Source organism: Streptomyces sp. NPDC051822 (genome assembly GCF_044452745.1).
GTDB lineage: Bacteria > Actinomycetota > Actinomycetes > Streptomycetales > Streptomycetaceae > Streptomyces.
Genome location: NZ_JBITBZ010000015.1, coordinates 71,149 through 95,364 on the forward strand (window position 1 = coordinate 71,149; position 24,216 = coordinate 95,364).

A 24,216-nucleotide genomic window follows, 5' to 3' on the forward strand; every position below is an offset into this window, starting at 1 on the left:
CGTCAGTCCGTGTCGGCTGTGCCGTGCCGGGGGCTGTCCGATTGGCGGCCGGGTGCCCCCAAGCAGAGAAGCAGTAAGGGGTCCCCGGCCGGCAAGGCACACCGACACGGTCTCGGAAGCTGCGGAGCAGTCAGCCCCTGGAGGTCCGCTCCACCCCCGGCGAGCTGGCCTCCGTCACTTCTCCCGGTACTTCGCGTCGGCCACGAGCACCGAGGTGAAGTGGACCGGCAGCCCGCTCTCGTCCCGTGGGACCTCCTGGGAGGTGTCCCGGGTGAAGGCCAGGGTGACTCCAGGGATGTAGGGCGCTCGCGGGTCGTCGTTGTTGACGTGCCAGCCCTTCCGGGTGGCGTGGGCGAGGATCTCGTCGGCAGGGGTGCGGAAGACGTCGAGGCCGTCCAGCAGGACCTGGACGTCGGGGTCCTCGTCTTCGTCGGGTCCCCAGATGGTGACGGCGGTGACCTGATGGTCGCGTTCGAGGGCCGCCTGGAAGCCGATGCCGTCGTACTCGGTGGAGACGAGGTCGAAGTCGCGTACCGCGTCAGCCGGGTACACCCGCGGCGCGCCCCAGGCCGAGACCGCGGCGACCGTTTCGTCGAGCGTCATTCCCAGGTGGACGGGAGCCACACCGCGGGGCGGGTCGAGGACGAACTGCATGAGGGGGCCTTTCTGATGGGTTGCGATCATTTCAGTATGTCGTAGTCGATCGTCCAGCCCCGGCTCTCCAGCATCGCCTGGAACTTTCGGTTGTTCTTGAGGCTGTCGACCATGTCCTCGATGTGCTTGTCGTACTTGTCGCCGTACTTGGCACGGCATTCGTCGATGTCCATCTTCATGGCGAGGTCCCAGCGTCCGGCGTCGATGTGGGCACGCTGGTCGGCACGCCACTGGGCGGAGTGCGCCCAGGAGCCGGTCGAGGACATGTCCCGGTGGTCGGCCTTCTCCATGCGGATCGCCGGGCCCATCCCGGCGTCGTTGATGAAGCCCTCCTCGTCGAGGTGCGCGTAGGAGGCCTTGGCCGGGATGTGGTTGATCTCCATCTTGACCGGGTACTTCGGGTTGCCGTCGTCGTCCTTGAGGTTGGCCGGGGTCATGCCTCCGTACCAGCCGCCGTCCTCGGTGCACCCCTTGGCGATGAGGCCCAGGGGGTCGGTGAGGGTCCAGGGGTTGGTCACGTAGGTGACCGGGTTCGCCGCAGGGGCCAGGCCCAGCGGATCCGGGCTGGCGTAGCGGGCCGTCTCAGGGTCGTAGTGACGCAGGTAGTTGTAGTGCAGGCCCGTTTCGGAGTCCTCGTACTGGCCGGGGAAGCGCAGCGGGGTGTAGGCCGTCGCCGTACGGTTCCACCGGGTGCTGCCCCAGGTCGTCCTGCGGGACTGCCACGCCAATTCGCCGTCCTCGTCGACCAGTTCGGTCGGGGCGCCGACCAAGTCGGTGACGATGGCGAAGAACCGTGTGTCGTAGGCGTCCTGTCCGGCGCTCCGCGGGCGTCGTTCGAGCTGACTCAGCGGGCGGTGGTCGTGCGCGTCGTACTCCCAGGTGACCGTGATGGCGGTGGCCGTGTCCGTTTGCTCCGCCAGCCGGGTGCCGTCCCAGGTAAAGAACACCGACTGCTCGACACTCCTCCCGTCGGGCGCCATGCGGTGTTTGGCGGTACGGCGGCCGAGCGGGTCGTACGCGTAGTGCCAGGTGACGCCGTCGGGCGTCCGGCAGGCGGTGAGCCGGTTCTCCGCATCCCAGGTGTACTGCCAGGTCTCGGGCTTGCGGGACAGGCGGGACTTCTGCCGCAGCACCATGCGGCCCGCGGTGTCGTACTCGTAGCGGATCCGGCCGGCACGGAGCAGGCGGCTTCCCTCGTAGGCGCGCTCGCCCCGGGCGTCGTCCCTGAGTGCGCTGTCCGGCCAGTCGGCCTGGGCCTGGTTGCCGGCGGCGTCGTACGCGTACGTCTCGCTCCAGTCCTCGGCCGTGACCCTCAGCGGCCGTCCCACCGGGTCGAGGTGGAACGTGAGGTCGGTGTCGGCAACCCGGTCCGTGATCCGTTCGAGGTGACCGTCCGCGCGGTATCCGTAGCCGCGGGAACGCACGACCCGCTCCCCCGCGGTCACGGTGCGGGAGGCGAGCCGGCCCATGCGGTCCCAGGCCGAGGCGAGCGTGACGGACGCCGGGCCCTCGCCCAGGACGCGGGCCACCTCGCGGCCGCGCTCGTCGCGGGTGATGAGCATGCCGTGCCCATCCGTGGCGAGCAGGGCGCGGCGTCCTGCCGCGTCGTGCGTGTAGTGGGACCGCGCACCGCTCGGAGTGGTCCGGGATATCAGGGCTCCGGCCGGGTCGTACTCGTACCTCGTGGTACGGCCGTCGACCGTCTCGGCCAACAGCAGCCCCGTAACGTCCCGTTCGAGGACGACCGTGGACGTCGGCGAAGCGAGCGTGACCAGTCGACCGAACGGGTCGTAGCCGTAACGGGTGGTCTCACCGCCGCTGTTCTTCTCCACGACCCTGTCCAGGACGTCGTAGGCGGTGGTGATGCGCTCCCCGAGCGGAGTCGTACGAGCGGTCGTGCGGCCGGCGGCGTCGAGTTCGTACGTCACGGTGCGGCCGTCGAAGTCGGTCTCGGAGACCAGGCGTCCGGCCGCGTCGTAGGTGTAGACCCAGGTCAGCCCCTGCGGGCCGGTCACTTCGGCAAGCCTGAGTTCCTTGTCGTAGCGGAACTCGTATCGCGCGCCGTCCGCTCCCGTCCGCGCGGCCGGCTTCCCGAAATGGGTGTACTCGACCCGTGTGGTCGCTCCCGCGGGGTCGGTGTGGGAGGTGCGGTTGCCCTCGGCGTCCCACGTCCACGCCTCTGCGCCGCCGTCCGGGCGCGTGGCTCGGGTCGCCCAGCCTTCGGTGCTCCACTCCGTCGTGTGTTCCGCACCCAACGGGTCGGTGCCGCGGACGGGACGGCCGAAGTCGTCACGCGTGACGCGGTAGGTGTTGCCCAGCGGATCTGAGTGGCTGAGGGTGAGGCCCGCCGCGTCGTGGGTCATTCGGTGCGTGGCGTTCGAGGGATCCGTGCGCGAGGTGAGAGCACCGAGATCACTGTAGGTGGAGCGTGTGGTGGCGCCGTCGGGCGCGATGACGGCGGTGCGGTTGCCCCGCGCGTCGTACTCCTGCCGCCAGACGCTGCCGTCGGGACCGATGACGGTGACGGGCAGATCGAGTTCGTTGTACGAGGTCAGGGTCCGCGTCCCGTCGGGGCGGGTGACGGACGTCAGATTGTCGCGCTCGTCCCAGGTGAACGTCGCGGTGCGGCCGAGTTGATCGGTCCGCGAGAGCAGGTTGTCGTAGGCGTCCCACTGCCGGTACACGGTGTGTCCGAGCGGGTCGGTCTCCGCGACGACCTGGCCGATTTCGTTGAGACGGGACGTCGTGACCGCTCCGGTGGCGTCGGTGAAACGCGTGACCCGCTCGGCGGTGTCGTAGGAGAAGCGGGAGGAGAGGAATCCGTCGGGACCCACCGTTTCCACGACCCGGCCCACCGCGTCGTAGACGTAGCGGTACGTCGAGCCGAGGCGATCGGTCCACGACGTGACCCGGCCGGAGTCGTCATAGGTAAATCCCAACGGGGTGGCCTCACCATCGCTGCCGCGCGCGTCGGAGACGGCGGTGAGCCGGTCCTCGGAGTCGTAGGCGAACTCGCTGAGTACCTGCCGGCCTTCGACGGTCCGCAGGTCGAGTCCGGTCACGAGCCCCCGCTCGTCGGAGGTGACGCCGACCTGGTATCCGCCGCTGTGGACGACTCCTGTGGGCATTCCGCCGGCCGCGTTCCGCTGGATGTCGATGGTGTTGCCGTTGCGATCCTCGATACGGCTCAGCCAGTAGAAACGCTCGCCCTGGTAGGGGTTCCCCGTGAACAGACGTGTCTGCCCGGTGTGCGGATCCTCCACCCCGTAAGTGACCTGCCCGAGCCCGTCCCGGGACCGCAGGCTCAAGGCGGCCGTCCGGTTCGCGGTGATCGGCAACAGCGTCTCGTCGCCGTGCGGGAGCCCGGGATAGAGAAGGAGAGAGCCGTCCTCGCGGGCCCACGCCGCCGTTCCCGCGGCGTCTACGGAGATTTCCAGTCGCTCATCAAGCGTGGACGCCCACCCCGCCCCGAAGCAGCGCCCGTAGTGATACCCCGACACGTGCGTACGGCGCAGGACGAGGGGCAGAGTGCCGGGCAGCCTCAGGTCGGTCTGCTGGAGCAGCATCTCCCCGCTGGCGATGTCGACCGGGTCGGTCTTGCATCGGCGCTTGTCGAGGCTCATGCCCTTGCCCCGTGGATCGCCGAGGCTGTCCCGGGTCGAGTCGGGTGTCCGGCCCCCGCCCTTGCCGCGATCCCGGCCGGCGTTACCGCCACCCCAGCCGCCCCCACCGCTGCCGTTGTCGTGGTCGCCCTTTCGCTGCCGGGCGATGCGTGCGGCCGTGTCGTCGTCGTTGTTCTTGTGGTCCTTGGAGATCTGCTTGACGGCCTTGGGGAGGGTGTCGCCGATGTGGTCGCCCATGGTCTTGGCTGACTTCACCAGAGCGCCCATGGCCTTCTCGATGACCGGGTCGAGGGCGTCTGCGATGTCGTCCCGGCCCCTGTTACGGCCCTGGTGCCCCTTGGCCTTGGACAGTTTCCCGGCGGTCTTGCCGTGGATGCCGACGCTCACACCGTTCAGCCTCGTACCGGCCTGATCGTGCTCGTCGTGCTCGATGTGGAAGCCCTTGCCCTTGCCACCTCCACCACCCGCGGCCGAGGCGAGGTTCAACCCCTGCTTGGCACCCTGCACTCCCTCGTCGAAGCCGTCCTTGCCGGCCTGCTTGGTCTGGTCGAGGTCCACACCGTTCTGGACGCCCAGCGCGTCCATGCTCACCTGGACGACCAGGTCCGCCGCCATGTTCTCCAGCGCGGCGACGACCGGCTCCGTCATCACCGAGACGATGTGACCGACCGCCTCCTGCATCGCGTCCGTGATCAGCTTCAGGAGCTGCTTCTTCGTGAACGCGATCGCACCCGCGCCCAGCAGCGCGGACAGACCACCGGTCACCGGAATCAGCGCCATGGCCAGACCGGTCTGCCCTGCCAGGATCCCCAGCTCCGCGACCGCCTTCCACTTCATGCCCTCGATCGCACCCGCCGCGAGGTCGAGCGCGTCCGCGATCGTACGGGCCGCGGACACCATGTCCTTGAGGTGCTTGTCCTTGACCTTGCCCCAGTGGGCGTTGAGCGCGTCCATCGCCTCGCCGTGCCCGGAGGACAGCAGGCGCTGCACGTGGTTGTTGGCGAGCTGGCCGTCGTCGGCGAGGTCGTCCGCGAACTCCCGGAGCGCGTCGGCCATGTCGCGGTAGGCGTCCTCGTCGACGTTGGGCCAGTTCACCCCCACGAGGTCCAGTAGCGTGTCCGCCCAGTCCGGCACCGTGACAGCCACGACTCGCATCCCCCGTAGATATAGACCGATGAGCTCGAACAGTCCTACCACGGTGGTTGACTGACAGGTAATCCGCGGTCGCAAACCAGCATGACCGACGTGACAGCTCGCCGCCCTTGCATAAAGCGCCATTGCAGCAGGCACCAGCACTGACGGCACGTCCTCGACCAGTGCCCAAGGGGGCACTGGGATTCGTTGTGAATGCGATGCGGTACGGCCTCGTCCGTGGAGGATGTCGCTCCGTGATCGTGGGCGGCTCGGCCAGGAACGGACGCTGTGCGAACCACGCGTGGAGAGGAGCGATGTTCCGCGCCGGGTCGAACGGAGCAGCGGAGTCCAGGACCAACTTGCGGACCCGCAGGGGGGACTGCCCGGCGGTGAGGGTGCCGTACGACACATGCCGATACACGGCGAGCGCCTCGGGCAGTCGCGAGCGGACCCTCCGCACGAACAACACCCCCGGCCCCGGACCGCCGTGAAGAGCAGCAGCACCCCCGGCGGGCGTCCCCGCCCGGCCGAAACACGGCGGCCTGACGTGTGGCCCTGCCCGGCACGACCTCGCTGTCCTTCTTGGGTCCATCCACAACCGCTCTTTGATTCTGGCCCCTCGCATGAGCAGAGCCCCCGCCGGCGACGAAGGCTCGCTACTCCGAAGGCGCGGTGACCTGGCTGCTCGTCCTCTTCGGCGTCGGCATGTTCCTCGGCGGCCGGTACGCCGACCGTGCGCTGATGCCCCTGCTGTACGCCACCCTCGGCGGCCTCGCGACCGTCCTCGCGCTGTTCACCGTGCTCGCCCACGACAAGGTCCTCGCCGCGATCGCCATCCTCCTCGTCGGCGCGCTCGGCTTCGCCACGGTGCCGCCGCTGCAGAAGCGCGTCCTCGACCAGGCACACGGCGCGCCCACCCTGGCCTCAGCCCACCGCCTGGCTCGGCGGCCTCGTCATCGCCGCCGGCTTCGGCTACACCGCCCCAAGGTCCACCGCGACGGCAGGCTCGTCGGCGCCATCGGGGTGGGCGGCGGTGCCCCCGAGCAGGACCACGCCTTCGCGCTCACCGCCGTCGAGGCCCTCGTCTGAGCCGAGACCGGTGGTTCTGCCGATGCCCTCGTGCCGTGCCGCGCCGACAGTGACCGGGCCAGTGCAGGACGCGCCGCCCTCCGGTTCCCCCGGGGGCGGCCGTCACACGACACGAGAGGACGACTCCGTCGTGAAACGACACCTTGCCGCAGCCGCCACCACCGCCGCCTGCCTCACCCTGCTCCTCACCCCGAGCGCCGGCGCCGCCGGCACCGCCGCCAACCCGTACGAGCGGGGCCCCGCCCCGAGCCAGTCGAGCATCGAGGCCCTGCGCGGCCCGTACGCCGTCTCCCAGACCTCCGTCTCCTCCCTCTCCGCCACCGGCTTCGGCGGCGGCACCATCTACTACCCGACGTCCACCAGCGACGGAACGTTCGGCGCGGTGGTGATCTCCCCCGGCTTCACCGCCTACGAGTCCTCGATCGCCTGGCTCGGGCCGCGCCTGGCCTCGCAGGGCTTCGTGGTGTTCACCATCGACACCCTCACCACCGTCGACCAGCCGGACAGCCGAGGACGTCAGCTGCTTGCGGCGCTCGACCACCTGACCCAGCGCAGTTCCGTGCGGGGCCGGGTCGACGCGACCCGCCTCGGCGTGATGGGCCACTCCATGGGCGGCGGAGGAACGCTCGAAGCCGCCAAGAGCCGGCCCTCGCTGCAGGCCGCGATCCCCCTGACCGGGTGGAACACGGACAAGACGTGGCCGGAGATCAGCACACCCACGCTGGTCATCGGCGCGGACGGCGACACCGTCGCCCCCGTCGCCAGCCACTCGGAGCCCTTCTACCAGAGTCTGCCGAGCTCGCTCGACAAGGCGTACCTGGAGCTGAACGGCGCCTCGCACTTCACTCCGAACAGCTCGAACACGACGATCGCGAAGTACAGCATCTCCTGGCTCAAGCGCTTCATCGACAACGACACCCGCTACGAGCAGTTCCTCTGCCCGCTGCCGCAGCCGAGCCTGACGATCGAGGAGTACCGGGGCACCTGCCCGCACGACTCCTGACGATCGAACGGTCCTGCGGCGGCGCCCTGTGCGCCGTCACAGGACACGGCTCCCGGGTCTGGGCCGGGGCCCACGCCCATGCCCGGGAGCCTTCCGCCGTTCCCTACGGGTCGGTAACGTCACCGCCGTGAGCGGATCGACGCAAGCCGCCGCGACCGGCCCGCGGCTGTACGACCGTGCGGCCGAACTCGCCGCGGCGACCAGGCTTTCGGCCCGTGCGGGCACCGGAGCCGGCGGCGTCCTGTTCGTCACCGGCGACCCCGGCGAGGGGCGCACCGCCCTTCTCGCACGGGCCGCCCACGATTTCCCCGGCGCGGCCCACCGGATCGCCGCGCCCGCGCACCGGGGCGCCTGGAGCGGGGTGCGGGCCCTGTGCGCCGCCCTCGCGCCCCATCCGTCCGCCGGGCGCCGGGCACTGCGGCTCGCGCGGGGCGAGGACGGCGTCGCCGCGGCCGTCGGCGGTCTGACCGGTGGTCTTCCGGTACTGATCTGCCTGGACGACCTGCACCTCTGGGACGCCCACTCGCGCGCCGCCCTCACCACGGCCTGGCGGGAGTCCGGCCCCCGGTCGGGCCGCACGGCCTGGCTGGTGTCGGCGGCCCGTCACCACCGTCTCCCCGAAGTGCCCGAGGCGGAGACCGTACGCCTCGGGCGGCTCTCCCGGGACGGTGCGCGGGCGCTCCTGGGGGATCTGTGCGCGGTGCCGCCGCCGGCCGCGGTCGCGGAGCGGCTGCTCGACGCGGTCGCCGGGCACCCCGGTGTCCTGGCCTCGGCGGTTCGGCGCCTCGCGGCCGTACCCGCGCACGGTTCCGTACCCCTGTCCCGGCCGCTCGTCGACGGCGCGGTCCTCGCCGAGGTGTACGGCGGTCTGGTGGACGGTCTTCCGGTGGACTCCCGCCGGCTGCTCGCGGTGGTGGCCCTGGCGGGCCGCGGCGACGAGGGGTCGCAGGCCTTCCCCGCGGCGCCCGAGGGGTTCCAGGCGTACGAGGTCACGCTCGGCGCGGTTCTCGCCACCGCGCGGGCGACCCGCACCTCCGTCGAGCCGCTTGACGGTCTGATCACGGACGGTCTGCTGTGCCGCAGGGGCGACGCGCTCCGCTTTGAAGACCCGTTCCTCGGCCGGGCGGCGCTCGCGTCCGCCCCCGCGTCCTGGTACGCGGGACACGAGCGCGCCGCCGACGCCTCCGACCCGACCACGCCGGCCCAGCCCGCACCGGCCCCGCGCTCCGTGCCCGTCGCGCGTCCCCCCGCACCGGCCGACCCCGCGCTCGTCCGCGGCGAGGGGCACCGCGCCGACCGGCTCGGCGCGCCGGCCGCCGTACGCGCCCTCGCTCCCGTGGTCCGCGGCCGTTCCCAGCTCGTCCGCGGTCTCGCGGCGCTCGGCGGCGGGCCCGTCATGGAGGCGCACGAAGTACTGCTCCAGGCAGCCGAGTTGCTGGACGACCGGGAGCCCGCGGAGGCGTCCGACGCCCGGTTCCTCGCGATGGAGGCCGCCTGGGCGGGCGGTGACGTCGCCGCGTGCCTGGCCGCCCTCGGCTCGGGGACCGTGCCCCGGGGCACCGAGCGCGACTTCGTCGAGGGGCTGCGCGCCGCCCTCACCGTCCGGCTCGACCAGGCCCGTTCCCCCCTGGCGCGGGTGGTCGCCCGGGACGGTGCCCTGGACGATCCCCGGCTGCTGCTCCGGGCGGGGTCGGCCGCGCTCGTACTCGGCGACACCGTGGCGGCCTCCCGGATCCACGCCCGTGCTCTCGCCCGTGCGCGGGCCGAGCACCGTACCGCCCTGGTGCCACGGGCCCTGGAGCACCTCGCCTACGCGGAGCTGCGCGCCGGCCGGTACAGCAGGGCCGCCCGGGCGGCGCAGGAGGGGCTGCGGGCGGCCGAGCTGACCGGCCAGTGCAACATCGCCGCCCATCAGCACGCCGTCCTCGCCCTGGTGGCCTCGGTGGCCGGTGACGGGCCGACCGTGACGGAGCACGCCGGGCGGGCCCTCGACACGGCGCTCCCGCACGGGCTCGTCCAGGCCGCGACGCTCGCCGAATGGGCCCTGTCCCGGGCCGAGTTCGGCCGGGGTCTGGCGGCGCAGGCGGCGGCGCGCCTCGCACCGCTCGTCCGGCCGGGTCCGCGGGGCGGCCACTTCGCGCTGCGGATGCTGGTGATCCCCTGTTTCGTGGAGGCGGCCGTCGCGTCCGGGCGGCGCGCGGAGGCGCGGGTGGCGGCCGAGGAGTACGCGGTCTGGGCCGTCCAGGGAATCGACGGCTCGGCACCGGCCCAGCTGGCCCGCTGCCGGGCGCTGCTCGCGCGGGGCGAGGAGCCGGCGTACTGGTTCGGTGAGGCCGTCCGCCGTCACGACAGCTGCGGCAACGACTTCGAGCGCGCCCGTACCCTGCTCGCCTACGGCACGTGGCTGAGGCGCCGTCGGCGCCCTGGCGAGGCGCGCGGTCCGCTGAGCGACGCCCTGGTCACCTTCGAACGTGCCGCTGCGGACGGCTGGGCCGAGCACGCCCGTTCCGAACTGCGCGCCACCGGGGGCACCACGGGCGGGGTCACGGATCCGGCGGCGCTGGGGCGGCTGACGCCGCAACAGCAGCGGATCGCCCGCCTCGTCGCCGGGGGCGCCACCAACCGGGAGGTCGCGGACCGGCTCACCCTGAGTCCCCGGACCGTCGACCATCACCTCCGGAGCGTCTTCGCCCGGCTCGGCATCCGATCCCGGGTCGAGCTCCCCGCCGTGGTCGGCCTGTGGGACGCCCAGCGGGAACCCGCCACCGGCGTTCCCGGCCGGCACGCGCGCGCGTGAGCCCGGTCCCGGGCCGTGGCGGACGCCGCGGCTCGGGCGGGACTCTCCGGACACGCCTTACGAACGCGCCGCCGTCCTACAGCCGCTGTCGGCGGACTCCGGGACCTCGTCCATCGACGTGCTGCGGTCGTACGGGTCGATCGTGGCGCCGCCGGCCGTGTCGGTCTCCGCTCTCGTCTCGCCGAACTCCGGGGTGAAGTAGCCGGTGAGGGTGTCGCAGCCGCCGTTGGTCACGTCGGCCTTGTACGAGACGAGGGAGAAGGTGCCCGGCGCGGTGACGACCTTCGAGGGGTCGTGCCAGTCCATGACCACCTCGCGCCGCGCTATCGTGCGCACGATCTCGTCGCCGCCGCCGGCCGCGGCCGCCCGTACGACGGGATACACGTAGGTGACGTCGGTGGTCACCCGGAGGACGCCGTTCACGCCTTCGCCGTAGGTGATCCGGCCGCGGGTCCTGACCACGTCGCCGACCACGCGCGCGTGCGTCGCGTCGAACCGGCTGAAGAGCAGCAGCGGGTCGTTCTCCGCGCTCGGCGTGCGGAACGCGGCGGCGAGGAAGTCCTTGACGTCCCGCTGGTGCGGGTTGATCAGGGCGATCGCCTTCGCGGGGCGTTCACCGGCCAGCACGGCCGGGTCGAGGTTGGACGCGGCGAGGAAGTCGCGGGTCTGCCGGAGGGCCTTCTCCACCTGCGCGGTGCTCATCCATCCGGTGGCGCGGGCGGCCGGGACCGTGATCCCGGCGGTTCCGTCCGCCCAGCGCGCGGCGGGTGAGCCCTTGAAGGGTTCGTCGAGCGTGGGCCGTCCGGCCGGTTCGACGGGCGGGGCGCCGTCCGGGCGCTCCGACTCCTGGGCGAGCGGCGGCCTGGAGCGCCCGTCGCCGTCGGACGAGCCGATGAGTCGCCACGGGTCGAACGCCACGACGAGGAGGGCCACGGCGGCAAGCAGCCCGGCCACGTACCAGCCCTTCTTCCGCCGGGGCGGGGGCGGGGTGTGCGTACGCCATCCCCCGATGCCGGCGGGCTCGTCGCGCAGGCGTTCCGTGACGAGCCGGGCGCGCGCCGACGGCTCCTTGGGCGCGTCGGCCACGCCGTCCACCGACTCCCGGAGGAACCGTTCCCACACGTCGTCCGGCACGGACGAACCGTCCTGGTCCCCACCCGTGTTCACACCGCACTCCTTCTGCACCGAGTATCTGTTCGACCCCACCCCTGGGCCCCCGCATGATCGCACAGCCACGGCGGGCGCCCTGGGGCGGTTCGGCGTCAGCCCGCTGTCGGCGTCCAGCCGTCGAGCCAGGTCGCGGTGTCCTGGCCGGCAGCCTGCGCGTCCGTCAGGTGGGGACGGTCCGGGTGGGAGGGGCCGGAGCCGGGGCCCGTGTTGCGGTACTCGGCGAAGCGGTCGTCCTTCCAGGAGAAGCCGCTCATGTCCGTCCAGGGCGTGGGCTTGACGGCGGCGCCGAGGACGCTGTCACGGACGGTCGTCTGCGGGTCGAGGGTGGCGTCGCCGCCCGCGTGCCAGGGGCGCCCGAGGTAGAAGGTCCCCGGGCCGACGTCGCCGTTGACGGTGGAGCGCGTGATGAGGAAGCCCTTGCGGCCCGCGGGGGTGCTCGGCGCCGTCACGTATCCGGCGGACGTGCCGTCCCAGCGCTTCTTCAGGGTGAGGACGGACCTGTCGATCACGGCCGTGGCCCTGCCGAAGACGAAGTCGACGTTGCCGATCACGTACGAGTTGGTGACGTACACCCGGCCGGTCCTGTCCTTCGCGGCGGTGTCGAGGAGCAGGGTGTCCTGGTCTCCGGTGATGATGACGCCGTCGAGGAATACGCGGTCGGCCGCGGTGCGCAGGGCGACGGCCTGGTGGCCGTTCAGGTTCCTGTTCGCCGCCTCGTCGAAGTCGTTGGACAGGGTGAGGTTGCGCGCCTGGAAGTCGTCCGCCTCGACGGCGACGGTGGCGCTGCCGCCCGTTCCGTACGTCCCCGAGCCGTCGGGCCTGGTCATGCCGGAGGCGTGGCCCTCGACGATGACGGTGTCCTTGCGGCTGCCGCCGGTGCCTTCGATCGTGACGTGGGGCTTGTTCGAGGGGACCTTGACCGTCTCGCGGTAGACGCCGGGCGCGACCCGGATCACGACGCGGGAGGTGTTGCCGGCCGGTACGGCGTCGACGGCCTTCTGCACGCTGGTGAACCGGCCGCTGCCGTCCTTCGCCACGGTCAGGACGGTGGCGGCGGCGGTCGCGGCCGGGGTGGTGCCGAGGGTGGAGCGCGGGCCGGCGCCGGACCTGAGCAGGTCGGGCACGGCGGCCGCCGGGTCGGCGGTGTACGGGTAGTACGCCCTCGGGTCGAACGCCGTTCCGCCGCTCTCGTTGCGGCCCGTGGTGCCGGAGAAGACGTTGCCGCGCTGGACGAGCGCGGCGGTGGCGTCCTTGATGACGGGGTTGTTCACGCCCTGGAAGACGCTGTTCTCCAGGACCATCCGCGTCCTGCCGCGCGCGTAGTTCCCGTAGGACGAGGTGATGTCCGTGCCGGGGTCGTCCTGGAGCAGGTTGTTGTAGAGGTGGGCGTGGGCGACGTTGTCGGTGGAGGGGTTGCGCTGCTCGGTCTCGCGGATCCAGTTGTGGTGGATCGTGAGGTCGGCGGTGGCGTTCTCCGTCCAGCCGATGCCGAAGGTCTTGTTGTTGTGGCCGAGCCTGTTCCAGGACACCGTGACGTACGTCGTGTCCTTGCGGCTGTCGATGAGGCCGTCGGCCATGTGCCGCAGGTCGTTGTGGTCGATCCAGACGTGGTGGGCGCCGTCCATCTGGACGGCGTCGAAGTCGTGTTCCTTGTCGTTCCAGACGCCCTGGTAGGAGTCCCGGATCGTCAGGTTGCGGATGATGACGTTGTGGACGCCCTGGCCGAGGAAGAAGCCTCCGCCGACGATGTGGCCCGAGGTGCCGGAGCCGATGATCGTCTTGTCGGAGGCGACCCTGATCTCCTTGCCGGTGGGGTTCACGGTGATCGTCCCGGCCACGACGATGACGTACGGCTCCGGGGCCGTCGCGTACTTCTCCAGGTCGGCGAGCGTCCTGACGGTGACCGTCCGCCCGTCGCGTCCGCCGTACGTGCCGTTCTGTCCGAGCGCGTCGACGGACGCGAAGCCGTCGGCGACGGCGCTCGCCCACGCGGGCGCCGCAGCACCGGCTGCCTTCGCCTGGGGGCGGGCGTCCGTACCGAACACGTCGAAGGCCGTGCCGTACGCCAGGACCCCTGCCGCGGCGAGCGCCGCCGGAGCACCGGTCACCAGAGCCTTACCGCGCCTGCGGTGCCTCGCCCTGCCTCGCGTCTCGGTCATGTCGTACGTCCTTCCGTCCGTGGGGGGTGCCCGCGGGGAAGGGCGGGCGGACGGTAGTCGCCGCCGGGGCGCGAAAGGTTGCCCCGGCGCCGCGGGCGCTCGTCGGCCTGGTCAGGCGCGGCCGGCCGCCAGGTCCATCAGGCGGGCGAGGACGCGGGCGCCCGAGGCGGCGAGGCCGTCGTGCTCCCACTCGTCGGTGACCCAGACGCGGGCGGCTCGGACCTCGCGCGCCGTACGCAGGGAGAGGCCCGCGTCGACGTACATGTCGTCGTGGTAGACGATCGCGGCGAGCGGCACCGTGTTGGCGGCGAGGCGGTGCGGGTCGTACAGCGGCGGCCAGTCGGTGCGAGCGGCGAGCAGCTCCGCGGCGTCCGCGAAGGGGCGCAGGCCCGCGATCTCGCGGAACATCCAGGGGTACATCATCTCGCCGGTGAGCAGGAGCGGGTCGGCGTCCCCTGCGAACTCGGGGAAGGCCGCCATGGCGCGGGAGGCCGCCCAGCCGGTGGGTCCCGCGCCCTGCCCGTACAGCGATTCCTGCAGGACGGCGAAGAGCGGGTCGCCGGTGAATCCGGTCAGGGACATCACCTGGTGGAGGAAGGTGTCGCTCAACTCCCCCGCGGTGTCGAGCGCTTCGTCGAGGAGCCAGTGGACGCGCTCGAATCCGTCGCCCATGCCGAGCGCGAGTCCGAGGGTGCGCAGTCGGTGGGGGGTGAGTCGGTCGCCGTTCGGCAGGCGGACGTCGTCGGACGCGAGGAGGTCGGCGATCCTCCGGAGCCGGGCGGCGTCCTCGGGGTAGCGGGCGTAGAGGCCGAGGACCCGGTCGCGGACGCGGGGGTAGGTGCGCGCGTACACGTCGTCGGCGGTGGCGGTCAGGCCGGGGAGGCCTCCGGCGACGTAGCAGGCGCGCAGTCCCTCGGGTGCCCGGGACAGGTAGGTGAGGGTGATGAAGCCGCCGTAGCTCTGCCCGAGCGTCTCCCAGGGGGCGTCGCCGCAGAGTTCGCGGCGTATCAGTTCCGCGTCGGCGACGATCGCGTCGGCGCGGAAGTGGGCGAGGTACGCGGCGAGTCGTTCGGGCGAGGCGAACCGGGCGGCGGCGCGCGCGGTGACCGGGGTGGAGCGGCCGGTGCCGCGCTGGTCGAGGAGCAGGACCCGGTGGGTCTTCAGCGCCTGGGGCAGCCAGCCGGGCGAAGCGGCCGTCGGTCGGGGCGACTTGCCGCCGGGACCGCCCTGGAGGTAGAGCAGCCACGGGAGCCGCTCGCCGGCACGGGACGGGTCGGCGACCTCGCGGGCGAAGACCTCGATGGTGGGCCCTCCGGGGGCCCGGTGGTCCAGGGGGACGGTGAAGGTGTGGTCGACGGTGGCGTACGCGGGGTTCATGGGTTCCTTCCACGGCCGGCATACGGCCGGTCGGATGTGACATGGCATCGGAGGGTGGCCGTCGTCCGCCCGCCGAGAGGAACCCACACCCTCCGCCGGCCGGTACTACCGGCCCCCGGCCGGCCCTTCGCCCTTCGCCCAGAGGGAGCGGACATGGCCGAGGTGCCGGGTCATGCATTTCTCCGCGCCCTTGGCGTCACCGGCGAGCATCAGGTCGAGGAGCTCAAGGTGCTCCTCGGCCGACGGGATGAGGTCGCCGCTCTCGTCCAGGGCGGTGAGCCCGTACAGCCGTGACCGCTTGCGCAGTTCGCCGACGGTCTCCACGAGGCGTTCGTTGCCCGCGAGACCGAGCAGCGTGAGGTGGAAGAGACGGTCCGCTTCCAGGTAGCCGATGAGGTCGTGCTCGCGGGCGGCGCGGACGATGTCCTCGGCGACGGGCCGGAGTGCTTCGAGGTCTTCGCGCGCGGCGATCCGGGTGACCCTGCCGACCATGGGGATCTCGATGAGCGCGCGGATCTCGGTGTACTGGTCGAGGTCGCGCTCGTCGACCTCGGTGACCCGGAACCCCTTGTTGCGCACGGGCTCGACGAGGCCCTCGCGGGCCAGGTCGAGCATGGCCTCCCGGACGGGGGTGGCCGAGATGCCGAAGTCCTCGGCGAGGGTCGGCGCCGAGTACACCACCCCGGGACGCAGCTCGCCCGAGATCAGGGCGGCGCGCAGGGCGTGGGCGACCTGGTCGCGCAGCCGCTCCCGGGAGGCGTTGAGGTCGCGGTGGGTCAGGTGCCCCATGACGGTGGTGATCCCTTCGTTCCGGTTGACATCACCACCGTACGATGTCACGCCGCGGGGCCCGCCGGCGCCAGGGTGTAGGTCCGGCCCGAGGTGTAGAACTCCAGGGCCGCCCCGCCCTGCTCGCGGGCGCCGTGGCCGGACTGCTTGGCGCCGCCGAACGGCAGGTGGAAGTCGACGCCCGTGGACGGGGCGTTGATCCGGATCATGCCGGTGTCGAGCAGGTCGAGGCCGGTCAGGGCCGTGTTCAGATCGGCCGTGTGGACCGAGGTGACGAGGCCGTACGGGACGGAGTTGGTGATCCGGACCGCGTGGGCGAGGTCGTCGGCGGCCAGCAGGGACGCGACGGGTCCGAAGACCTCCTCGCGCAGCAGCCGGTGCCCCGGGGCGACCTTCTCGACCAGGGTCGGTGCCGCGTACCAGCCGGTCCTGTCGGGCACGGTGCCGCCCGCGAGGACGGAGAGTCCCCGGCAGACGTCGGCGGTCAGGTCACGGGCCCGCTCGTGGATGAGGGGCCCGCACACGGTGGCGGGGTCGGCCGGATCGCCGACGGGGAGGGCGCGCAGCGCCTCGGAGAGCGCCTCGCGCAGCGGGTCGAGGGCGGCGCCGACCGCGATGACGCGGCTGGTGGCGGTGCACTTCTGGCCCGCGTATCCGGCGACGGAGGCGGCGATGTGGGCGGCCGCCTGCCCGATGTCCGCGTCCGGCAGGACGAGGGCCGCGTTGAGGCCGCCCATCTCGGCCTGTACGGGGATGCCCCGGGCGGTCGCGGCCCGGGCCACGGCCCGGCCGACGGGGGTGGAGCCGGTGAAGGAGACGACGTCGGCGGCGGAGACGAGCGCGTTGCCCTCGGTCGCCCCGCCGGGCAGGACGGTGAACACCGACTCGGGCAGGGCCTGCCGCACGATCTCCGCCAGGCGCAGGGCGCACGCCGTGGCCTCGGGTGCGGGCTTGAGGACGACCGTGTTCCCCGCGGCGAGGGCCGGGGCGGCCTTCCAGGTGGGGATGGCGAAGGGGAAGTTCCAGGGGGTGATGAGCCCGGCCACGCCGTGGGGTCGCCGGCGGGTCAGGAGCAGTCCGGGCCCCGCAGCGGTCTCGTGGACGGCGCCGGTCGCCTCGAACGGGGCCTGGGCGTAGTACCGCCAGATCGCGACGGTCCTGGCCACCTCCGCCCGCGCCTCGCCGAGCGGCTTGCCCACCTCGCGTACGGCCAGGGCGGCCAGTTCGCCGGCGGCGGACTCGATGCCGGCGGCGACGGCGGCCAGGGCGGCCGAGCGGGCGGCGGCGCCGGCGAGCAGCCAGCCCGGTTGGGCGGCCCGGGCCCGTTCGACGGTGTCGACCGCCGCGAAGGCGCCGGGTGCCGGGATCCGCAGGAGGACGTCGGCCGGGTCGGCCGGATTGTGGGAGGTGACGGTGGGAGGTGCGTCGGTCACAGGAGGAAGCCTCCGGGGAAGGGGTCGTGCGGGTCGAGGAAGTACTGCGCGGTGCCGGTGATCCAGGCGCGGCCCGTGACGGTCGGGACGACCGCCGGGAGGCCGCCGACCTCCGTCTCGGCGGTGAGCCGGCCGATGAACCGGGTCCCGATGAAGGACTCGTTGACGAAGTCCCGGCCGAGCGGAAGCTCGCCCCTGGCGTGGAGCTGGGCCATGCGCGCCGAGGTGCCGGTGCCGCAGGGGGAGCGGTCGAACCAGCCGGGGTGGATGGCCATCGCGTGCCGTGAGTGCAGGGCGTCCGAGCCGGGTGCGGTGAGGTGGACGTGCTTGAGACCGGCGATCTCCGGCCGCGTCGGGTGCGCGGGCCGGCCGGGCGAGGCGTTGACGGCGTCCATGACGGCGAGTCCGGCGGCGAGGAGGTCGTCCTTGCGGTCGCGGTCGAACGGCAGGCCCAGGTCGTCCAGGGAGACGAACGCGTAGAAGTTGCCGCCGTAGGCCAGGTCGTAGGTGACCGTGCCGTACCCGGGGACGGTCACCTCTCGGTCGAGAGCCACGCTGAAGGCGGGCACGTTGGTGAAGGTGGCCGACTTCGCGGCGCCGTCCTCCACCTGGACGTCGACGCTCACGAGTCCCGCCGGGGTGTCGAGCCGGACCGTGGTCACGGGTTCGACGACGGGCACCATGCCGGTCTCGACGAGGACGGTGGCGACGCCGATGGTGCCGTGCCCGCACATCGGGAGGAGCCCGGAGACCTCGATGTAGAGGACGCCGTAGTCGGCGTCGGGGCGGGTGGGCGGCTGCAGGATCGCGCCGCTCATCGCCGCGTGCCCGCGCGGCTCGAACATCAGGAGCGTACGGAGGTGGTCCATGTGCTCGATGAAGTGCAGCCGCTTCTCGGCCATGGTGGCACCGGGAACGACCCCGACGCCGCCGGTGATCACCCGGGTGGGCATGCCCTCGGTGTGCGAGTCGACGGCGTGGAAGACATGACGCGTACGCACGCGGTTCCTTTCGGTGGAGGGGGTGCCGTGGCCGTCAGCGGTGGCCGTCGGCGACGGCCTTCTCGGTCGCGGTGCGCACACCGCTCTCGATGGCTCCGGTGAGCGGGTGCCTCGGCGGACGGGTGGGACCGCCCCGGCGGCCCGCGATGTCCATGGACAGCTTGATGGACTGGACGAACTCGGTCTTGGAGTCCCAGCGCAGCAGGGAGTGCAGGGACCGGTAGAGCGGCACGGCGGTGGCCAGGTCGCCCGCGACGGCCGCGTGGTAGAGCTCGGCGCAGCTCGCGGGGAAGGCGTTGGGGTAGCCGGCGATCCAGCCGACGGCTCCGGCCACGGCCAGCTCCAGGAGGACGTCGTCGGCGCCGATGAGCAGGTCGAGCTCGGGGGCGATCTCGGCGATCTCGTACGCCCTGCGGACGTCGCCGCTGAACTCCTTGACGGCGACGACGCTGCCGTCGCCGTGCAGGCGTGCGAGGAGGTCGGGGGTGAGGTCGACCTTGGTGTCGATCGGGTTGTTGTACGCGACGACGGGGATGCCGACGCCGGCCACCTCGCTGTAGTGGGCGCGCACGGCCTCCGGGTCGGCGCGGTAGGCGTTGGGCGGCAGGAGCAGGACGGAGCCGCAGCCGGCCTCCGCGGCCTGCTCGGCCCAGCGGCGGGACTCGGCGCTGCCGTAGGCGGCGACGCCGGGCATGACGCGCGCGCCGTCGCCTGCGGCGTCGACGGCGGTACGGACGACCTGGGCGCGTTCCTGGTCGGTGAGGGTCTGGTACTCGCCGAGGGAGCCGTTCGGTACGACGCCGTCGCAGCCCTGGGCGATCAGCCAGGCCACGTGCTCGGCGTAGGCGTCGTGATCGACCGTCAGGTCCTCGCGGAAGGGGAGGGTGGTGGCGACCATGATGCCGCGCCAGGGGCGGGTGGGGCTCCAGGTGGTGTCGCTCATGTCGACGGACCTTTCTATGGCGTGTGACATTTCACAAGGGTGGGGAAGGGGCCGCTCGGACCCTTCCCTCGATTTCGGTCTAGGAAGTGCCGGGGCGCTCTTCGGTCGATCCCGGGGTCTCGGTCTCGCCGAGCGCGGCCAGGGTGGCCAGCGGTACGGGGACGGCGAACGGGCGCCGTTCGGCGGGTGGTTCGGCGGCGCCTCCGTCCGCCGCGAGGCAGGCCACGGCCGATCCGCACATCCGCCCCTGGCACCACCCCATCCCGGCGCGGGTCAGGAGCTTGACGGTCCGCGCGTCCCGCGCCCCGAGGTCGGCGACCGCCTCGCGCACCCGCCCCGCGGTCACCTCCTCGCACCGGCACACGTCCGTGTCGTCCGCCAGCCAGGCGGGCCAGCCGGGGCCCGGCGCGTGCGCGGCGGACATGACGTCCGCGAAGGCCCGCATCCGGTCCCGGCGTCGGCGGAGTTCGCCGACCCGGCCGGCGTCCGCCCGGCGGCCCTTCAGCCGTGCGGCGACCGCCCGTCCGGCCAGCTCCCCCTCGATGCGGGCGAGTTCGGCGCCTCCCACGCCGCCGGTCTCACCCGCCGCCCACAGTCCGGGCACCGAGGTCTCCTGGAGGTCGTCCAGAGCGAGGCCGAGGGTGCCGTCGGGCAGCGGACGGGTGTCGCAGCCGAGGGCGGTGGCCAGCTCGATCTGGGGGACGAGGCCGTGCCCGACGGCCAGTGCGTCGCAGACGATCCGGCGGCCCGTCCCCCGTACGGGCCGCCAGTCGGCGTCGAGGCGGCTGACGGTGACGGCCTCCACCCGGTCGGTGCCGTGCACCTCGGTGACCGCGCTGCGCGGCAGCACCCGCACGCGGTGCCTGAGCAGCGCGGCCCCGTGCACCAGGGCCTCTGCGGCCTTCGCCGGGTTGGCGGCGAGCACCCGGGGGCTGCGGGCGTACCGCAGATAGCCCGCAGCCTCGACGACGGCCGGCACCCGCGCGCCGGCCGCGGCGAGCGAGGAGGCGACGGCGAGCAGCAGGGGGCCGCTGCCCGCGACGACGATGCGCCGTCCGGGCAGCACGAGCCCGGACTTGAGCATGGCCTGCGCTCCCCCGGCGCCGACGACGCCAGGCAGGGTCCAGCCGGAGAAGGGCAGTTGACGCTCGTACGCGCCGGTGGCGAGGAGCAGTGTCCTGGCGCGGATCAGGGCGGGCGCCTCGGCCGTTCCGTCGGCGCCGGTGACCGCGTGCACGGTCCACGTCCCGTCGGACTCTCGCACGGTGGACCACACGTGGTGTCCGGAGAGGTGGTCGACGGTGCTCTCGCCGAGGCGTCGCCGCAGGCCCGAGAAGGCGGACCAGTCGTGGTGCAGTGCCTCGGGGCGTACGGCGCCCAGGGTGGGTGCCGGGTGCCGGTAGAACTGCCCGCCGGACTGGGGCGAGGAGTCCAGGAGGGCGACGGAAAGCCCGAGTTCGGCGGCGGTGACGGCGCCGGCGAGTCCCGCGGAGCCCGCGCCGACGACCGCGAGGTCGTACGGTGCGCGCGGGTCGCGGCCGGTTCCCGCTTCAGACGGTGAGGCGGTCATGGCCGTGCCCTTCCTGGGTGGTGATCTCGTCGCCGGGGCGGGCAGGGATCAGGCAGGCGCGACGGTTGGGTTCGCCGTTGACGGTGGCGAGGCAGTCGTAGCACTGGCCGATGCCGCAGAACGCGCCGCGCGGCCGTCCCCCTTCCCTGGTCGTGCGCCAGGCCAGGATGCCGGCGCCCCAGAGGGCGGCGGCGACCGTCTGGCCGGGCAGGGCGGTGACGCGCCGGCCGTCGAAGGTGATGTCGAACGGCGGATCGGGCTGTGCCCCGACCAGGTCGGCGGGCGTGCGGGCCACGGGCCCTCCTCTCATGACGATGACGGTACGGGCCTGCCGGTGCGGGCAGGCTCAGGGCGCGGGGGCGGTGAACCGGTCGGGCCGGAACGGACGGATGTCGAGGGGCGGCCGGTCGCCGGTCAGGCAGGCCGCGACGATCAGGCCCGTCACCGGGGCCAGGCCGATGCCCGCCCCTTCGTGGCCGCAGGCGTGCAGCAGCCCGGGGACCCGCGGGTCGGGGCCGATCGCGGGCAGGTGGTCCGGCAGGTAGGGCCGGAAGCCCAGATAGGTCCGGATGGCCCGTACGGTGCCGAGGACCGGGAACAGCCGCACGGCTCCGGCGGCCAGGCGGCCGAGGACCTCGGTGGAGAGTGTCCGGTCGAAGCCGACCCGTTCGCGGCTCGCACCGATGAGAACCGGTCCCGCGGGGGTGCCCTCGACGACGGCGGACGTCTGGAGGGCGGCGGAGTCGCTGGCCACGTCGGCCACGTAGTCGGCGGCGTACACCTTGTGGCGCACCACGCGCGGCAGTGGTTCGGTTACGAGGACGAAGCCCCTGCGGGGCAGCACCGGGAGGTGCACGCCCGCGAGTTCCGCGAGGGCGCCGCCCCAGGTTCCGGCGGCGTTGACCACGTAGGGAGCGTGGATTTCGCCCCCGGCCGTGCGCACCCCGCGGATCTCTCCGGCCGCGCCGGTGAGGAGGCCGGTCACCTCCTCGTCCAGGCGCAGCCGGACGCGGTCGCCGCCCGCTCGCAGCAGTTGGGCGGCGGCGTGGGCGGGCATCACCTGGGCGTCCTGCGGATAGAGGAAGCCGCTGGCGAGCCCGGGAGCGAGGTGGGGCTCCAGGTCGTGGAGCCGGTCCCCGGGGATCTCCTGGGCGGTGACGCCCGCCTTCTCCTGGCGGGCCGCGAACTCCCGCAGGGCCCGTGTCCCCGTCTCGTCCGCCGCGACGACGAGGCCGCCCTTGGTCTCGTACTCGATCCGTGAGGGCAGTACGTCGGCGAGTTCCCGCCACAGCGAGGTGGCGAGGAGGGCGAGTTCGAGTTCCGGGCCCGGTTCCTTGTCGGAGACCAGGAGGTTCCCCTCGCCCGCTCCGGTCGTTCCGCCGGCGACGGAACCGCGGTCGACGACGGTGACGGAGAGGCCGGCGAGGGCGGCGTAGTAGGCGCAGGCCGCGCCGACGACGCCGGCGCCGACGATGATGACATCCGAGGGTTTTCTCGTGGGCACAGCAGTAATATTTCACATGGCACTGACGTTGCCAAGACCCCGCATCGGAGCATTCCAGCCGTCACGCCTCCCCTCACACCCCCTCCGGACACGGATGGGTAACGGAGCTTCCGATGCCTTGTCAGTGCAATTTCACATTACTATGTTACAGGTCACATTCCAGCCCTCGGCTGTCCGAACCGCTCTCCCGGAGTGACCTTCATGAACAAGCGCACACGCGTCCTCGCCACCGCTCTGGTGACGGCCCTGGCCCTCGGTGCGACCGGCTGTGCCGGCGGCGAGAAGCCCGGCGGCTCCCGGGACCGCGGGAAGAACCCCGCCCTCGCCAACAGCGGCGCCGTCCTCGGCGGGACCCCGCAGAAGGGCGGGACCCTGACCATCCTGTCCAACCAGGACTTCAGCCACCTCGACCCCGCCCGCAACTGGGTGATGGGCGACATGGACTTCGGCACCCGCCTGCTCTACCGCACCCTCCTCACCTACAAGGCGGAGCCCGGCGCGAAGGGCGGGGAGCTCACCACCGACCTCGCCGAGGACCTCGGCGTCTCCTCCGACGGCGCCAAGACCTGGACGTTCAAGCTCAAGCCGGGGCTGAAGTACGAGGACGGCACCCCGATCACCGCCCAGGACGTCAAGTACAACGTCGAGCGGTCCTTCTCCCCCGACCTGCCCGGCGGCCCCGACTACGCGGCCCGCTACCTGGTCGGCGCCGAGGGCTACCAGGGCCCCGCGCAGGGCGAGCACCTCGACTCCGTGAAGACCCCGGACGACCGCACCATCGTCTTCGAACTCCGCAAGCCCTTCGCCGAGTTCCCCTACGCGACCGTGCTCCCCACCTTCGCCCCCGTCCCCAAGGCACAGGACAAGGGACCGCAGTACGACAACCGGCCCTTCTCCTCCGGCCCGTACAAGATCGAGTCGTACGCCCGCGACAAGCAGCTCGTCCTCGTGCGCAACACCCACTGGAACCCCGCCACGGACACCGTGCGCAAGGCGTACCCGGACCGGATCGTCGTCACCATGGGCCTCAAGGGCAACCAGATCGACGACCGTCTCATCGCCGCCTCCGGCGCCGACGCCTCCGCGGTCTCCTGGGGCAAGCTCCGCCCCGAGTCGACCCCCAAGGTGCTCACCGAGCCCGAGGTCAAGGCGCGCCTGCTCGCCGAGTCGACCAACTGCACCGAGATGCTCCAGATGCACACCGGCCGCGCTCCCTTCGACGACGTCAGGGTCCGCCGGGCGGTGCAGTACGCCCTGGACCGCGAGGCCGTGCTCACCGCCTCCGGCGGCCCCGCGCTCAACGACCCGGCCACCGCGCTCATGCCCGGCTCCCTCTTCGACGGCGGCAAGCAGCCCGACACCCTGAAGATCCCGCTCACCGGCGACGTAGAGAAGGCGAAGCAGCTCCTGAAGGAGGCGGGCAAGACCTCCCTCACCACCAGCATCACCGTCTCCAACGGCGACAAGGCCGTCGGCGAGGCCGTCCAGCAGTCCCTGGGCCGTGCCGGGATCAAGGTCACCATCGAGACCGTCGACCCCTCCGCCTTCTACGACACGATCGGCGACACGAAGAACCGCACGGACCTCGCCTACACCGGCTGGTGTCCCGACTTCCCCTCCGGCTCGACCTTCCTCCCCTTCGTCTTCGACGGCCGCTACATCAAGGAGAAGGGCAACTCCGGCAACCACTCCCTCTTCCGTGACGACGCCACGATGAAGCGCATGGACGAGATCGCGGCGATGACCGACGCCGAGCAGGCGAACAAGGCCTGGCAGGAGCTCGACGCCCGGATCCTCGCCAAGGCGCCGACGGCGCCCGCCGTGATCGAGCGCATGCCCCTGCTGATCGGCACCAACGTCGCCGGCGCCTTCGGCCACACCTCCTTCGGCGGGCAGATCGACTACGCGACGGTCGGCCTCAAGGACCCCGCGAAGAGCGCGAGCTGAAGGAAGGCGAACCGAAGGAGACC

15 protein-coding genes and 1 pseudogene are annotated in these 24,216 nt (G+C 72.5%); 4 read left to right on the forward strand and 12 right to left on the reverse strand.

The window, feature by feature from the left end:
• Positions 1 to 174 precede the first annotated feature (174 nt).
• Both ACIA8N_RS33555 and ACIA8N_RS33560 read right to left on the reverse strand, forming a co-directional pair.
• Positions 175 to 684, reverse strand: coding sequence for a hypothetical protein (locus tag ACIA8N_RS33555; RefSeq protein WP_365784636.1), 510 nt, complete (start codon positions 682 to 684; stop codon positions 175 to 177).
• Entirely contained in the window at positions 681 to 5,423 is a 4,743-nt protein-coding gene (locus ACIA8N_RS33560; RefSeq protein WP_365784638.1) for a DUF6531 domain-containing protein, read from the reverse strand. The genes ACIA8N_RS33555 and ACIA8N_RS33560 overlap by 4 nt, the downstream gene beginning before the upstream one ends.
• 639 nt (positions 5,424 to 6,062) lie before the next feature.
• On the opposite strand from ACIA8N_RS33560, the pseudogene ACIA8N_RS33565 reads away from it, so the two are divergent.
• The 3 genes and pseudogenes from ACIA8N_RS33565 to ACIA8N_RS33575 form a co-directional block, all read left to right on the forward strand.
• A pseudogene (locus ACIA8N_RS33565) lies at positions 6,063 to 6,414 on the forward strand (MFS transporter); the annotation flags it as partial.
• Between the two features lie 147 nt (positions 6,415 to 6,561).
• Complete coding sequence (locus ACIA8N_RS33570) at positions 6,562 to 7,503, forward strand: alpha/beta hydrolase family protein (protein WP_399416868.1); 942 nt, start codon at positions 6,562 to 6,564, stop codon at positions 7,501 to 7,503.
• A gap of 127 nt (positions 7,504 to 7,630) precedes the next feature.
• Positions 7,631 to 10,300: a LuxR C-terminal-related transcriptional regulator gene (locus tag ACIA8N_RS33575; protein ID WP_365784640.1), complete on the forward strand. Its 2,670-nt coding sequence runs from the start codon at positions 7,631 to 7,633 to the stop codon at positions 10,298 to 10,300.
• A 57-nt stretch (positions 10,301 to 10,357) separates the two neighbouring features.
• On the opposite strand, the gene ACIA8N_RS33580 is transcribed toward ACIA8N_RS33575, so the two are convergent.
• The 10 genes from ACIA8N_RS33580 to ACIA8N_RS33625 form a co-directional block, all read right to left on the reverse strand.
• On the reverse strand, positions 10,358 to 11,467 hold the full coding sequence (locus ACIA8N_RS33580) for a hypothetical protein (RefSeq protein WP_365784642.1): 1,110 nt from the start codon (positions 11,465 to 11,467) through the stop codon (positions 10,358 to 10,360).
• 95 nt (positions 11,468 to 11,562) lie between these two features.
• Positions 11,563 to 13,629: a pectinesterase family protein gene (locus tag ACIA8N_RS33585; RefSeq protein ID WP_365784644.1), complete on the reverse strand. Its 2,067-nt coding sequence runs from the start codon at positions 13,627 to 13,629 to the stop codon at positions 11,563 to 11,565.
• Between the two features lie 111 nt (positions 13,630 to 13,740).
• On the reverse strand, positions 13,741 to 15,006 hold the full coding sequence (locus ACIA8N_RS33590; protein WP_365784646.1) for an alpha/beta fold hydrolase: 1,266 nt from the start codon (positions 15,004 to 15,006) through the stop codon (positions 13,741 to 13,743).
• Positions 15,007 to 15,111: 105 nt separating this feature from the next.
• Positions 15,112 to 15,795, reverse strand: a complete 684-nt coding sequence (locus ACIA8N_RS33595) for a GntR family transcriptional regulator (RefSeq protein WP_037636470.1) — start codon at positions 15,793 to 15,795, stop codon at positions 15,112 to 15,114.
• A 47-nt stretch (positions 15,796 to 15,842) separates the two neighbouring features.
• Positions 15,843 to 17,228: an aldehyde dehydrogenase family protein gene (locus ACIA8N_RS33600; protein ID WP_365784648.1), complete on the reverse strand. Its 1,386-nt coding sequence runs from the start codon at positions 17,226 to 17,228 to the stop codon at positions 15,843 to 15,845.
• On the reverse strand, positions 17,225 to 18,229 hold the full coding sequence (locus ACIA8N_RS33605; RefSeq protein WP_365784650.1) for a proline racemase family protein: 1,005 nt from the start codon (positions 18,227 to 18,229) through the stop codon (positions 17,225 to 17,227). The genes ACIA8N_RS33600 and ACIA8N_RS33605 overlap by 4 nt, the downstream gene beginning before the upstream one ends.
• Positions 18,230 to 18,263: 34 nt before the next feature.
• Positions 18,264 to 19,172 carry a dihydrodipicolinate synthase family protein gene (locus ACIA8N_RS33610; protein ID WP_365784652.1) on the reverse strand — a complete coding sequence of 303 codons (909 nt, stop codon included), beginning with the start codon at positions 19,170 to 19,172 and terminating at the stop codon, positions 18,264 to 18,266.
• A gap of 79 nt (positions 19,173 to 19,251) precedes the next feature.
• Positions 19,252 to 20,742 (reverse strand): NAD(P)/FAD-dependent oxidoreductase, encoded by a 1,491-nt coding sequence (locus ACIA8N_RS33615; RefSeq protein ID WP_365784654.1) that lies wholly within the window; start codon positions 20,740 to 20,742, stop codon positions 19,252 to 19,254.
• Positions 20,723 to 21,037 (reverse strand): (2Fe-2S)-binding protein, encoded by a 315-nt coding sequence (locus ACIA8N_RS33620; RefSeq protein ID WP_365784656.1) that lies wholly within the window; start codon positions 21,035 to 21,037, stop codon positions 20,723 to 20,725. The genes ACIA8N_RS33615 and ACIA8N_RS33620 overlap by 20 nt, the downstream gene beginning before the upstream one ends.
• A gap of 51 nt (positions 21,038 to 21,088) precedes the next feature.
• Positions 21,089 to 22,246 (reverse strand): FAD-binding oxidoreductase, encoded by a 1,158-nt coding sequence (locus ACIA8N_RS33625; RefSeq protein ID WP_365784658.1) that lies wholly within the window; start codon positions 22,244 to 22,246, stop codon positions 21,089 to 21,091.
• Positions 22,247 to 22,447: 201 nt separating this feature from the next.
• Here ACIA8N_RS33625 and ACIA8N_RS33630 point away from each other — a divergent pair, with 201 nt between their 5' ends.
• Positions 22,448 to 24,193 carry an ABC transporter substrate-binding protein gene (locus ACIA8N_RS33630; protein WP_365784660.1) on the forward strand — a complete coding sequence of 582 codons (1,746 nt, stop codon included), beginning with the start codon at positions 22,448 to 22,450 and terminating at the stop codon, positions 24,191 to 24,193.
• The last annotated feature ends 23 nt before the right edge of the window (positions 24,194 to 24,216 follow it).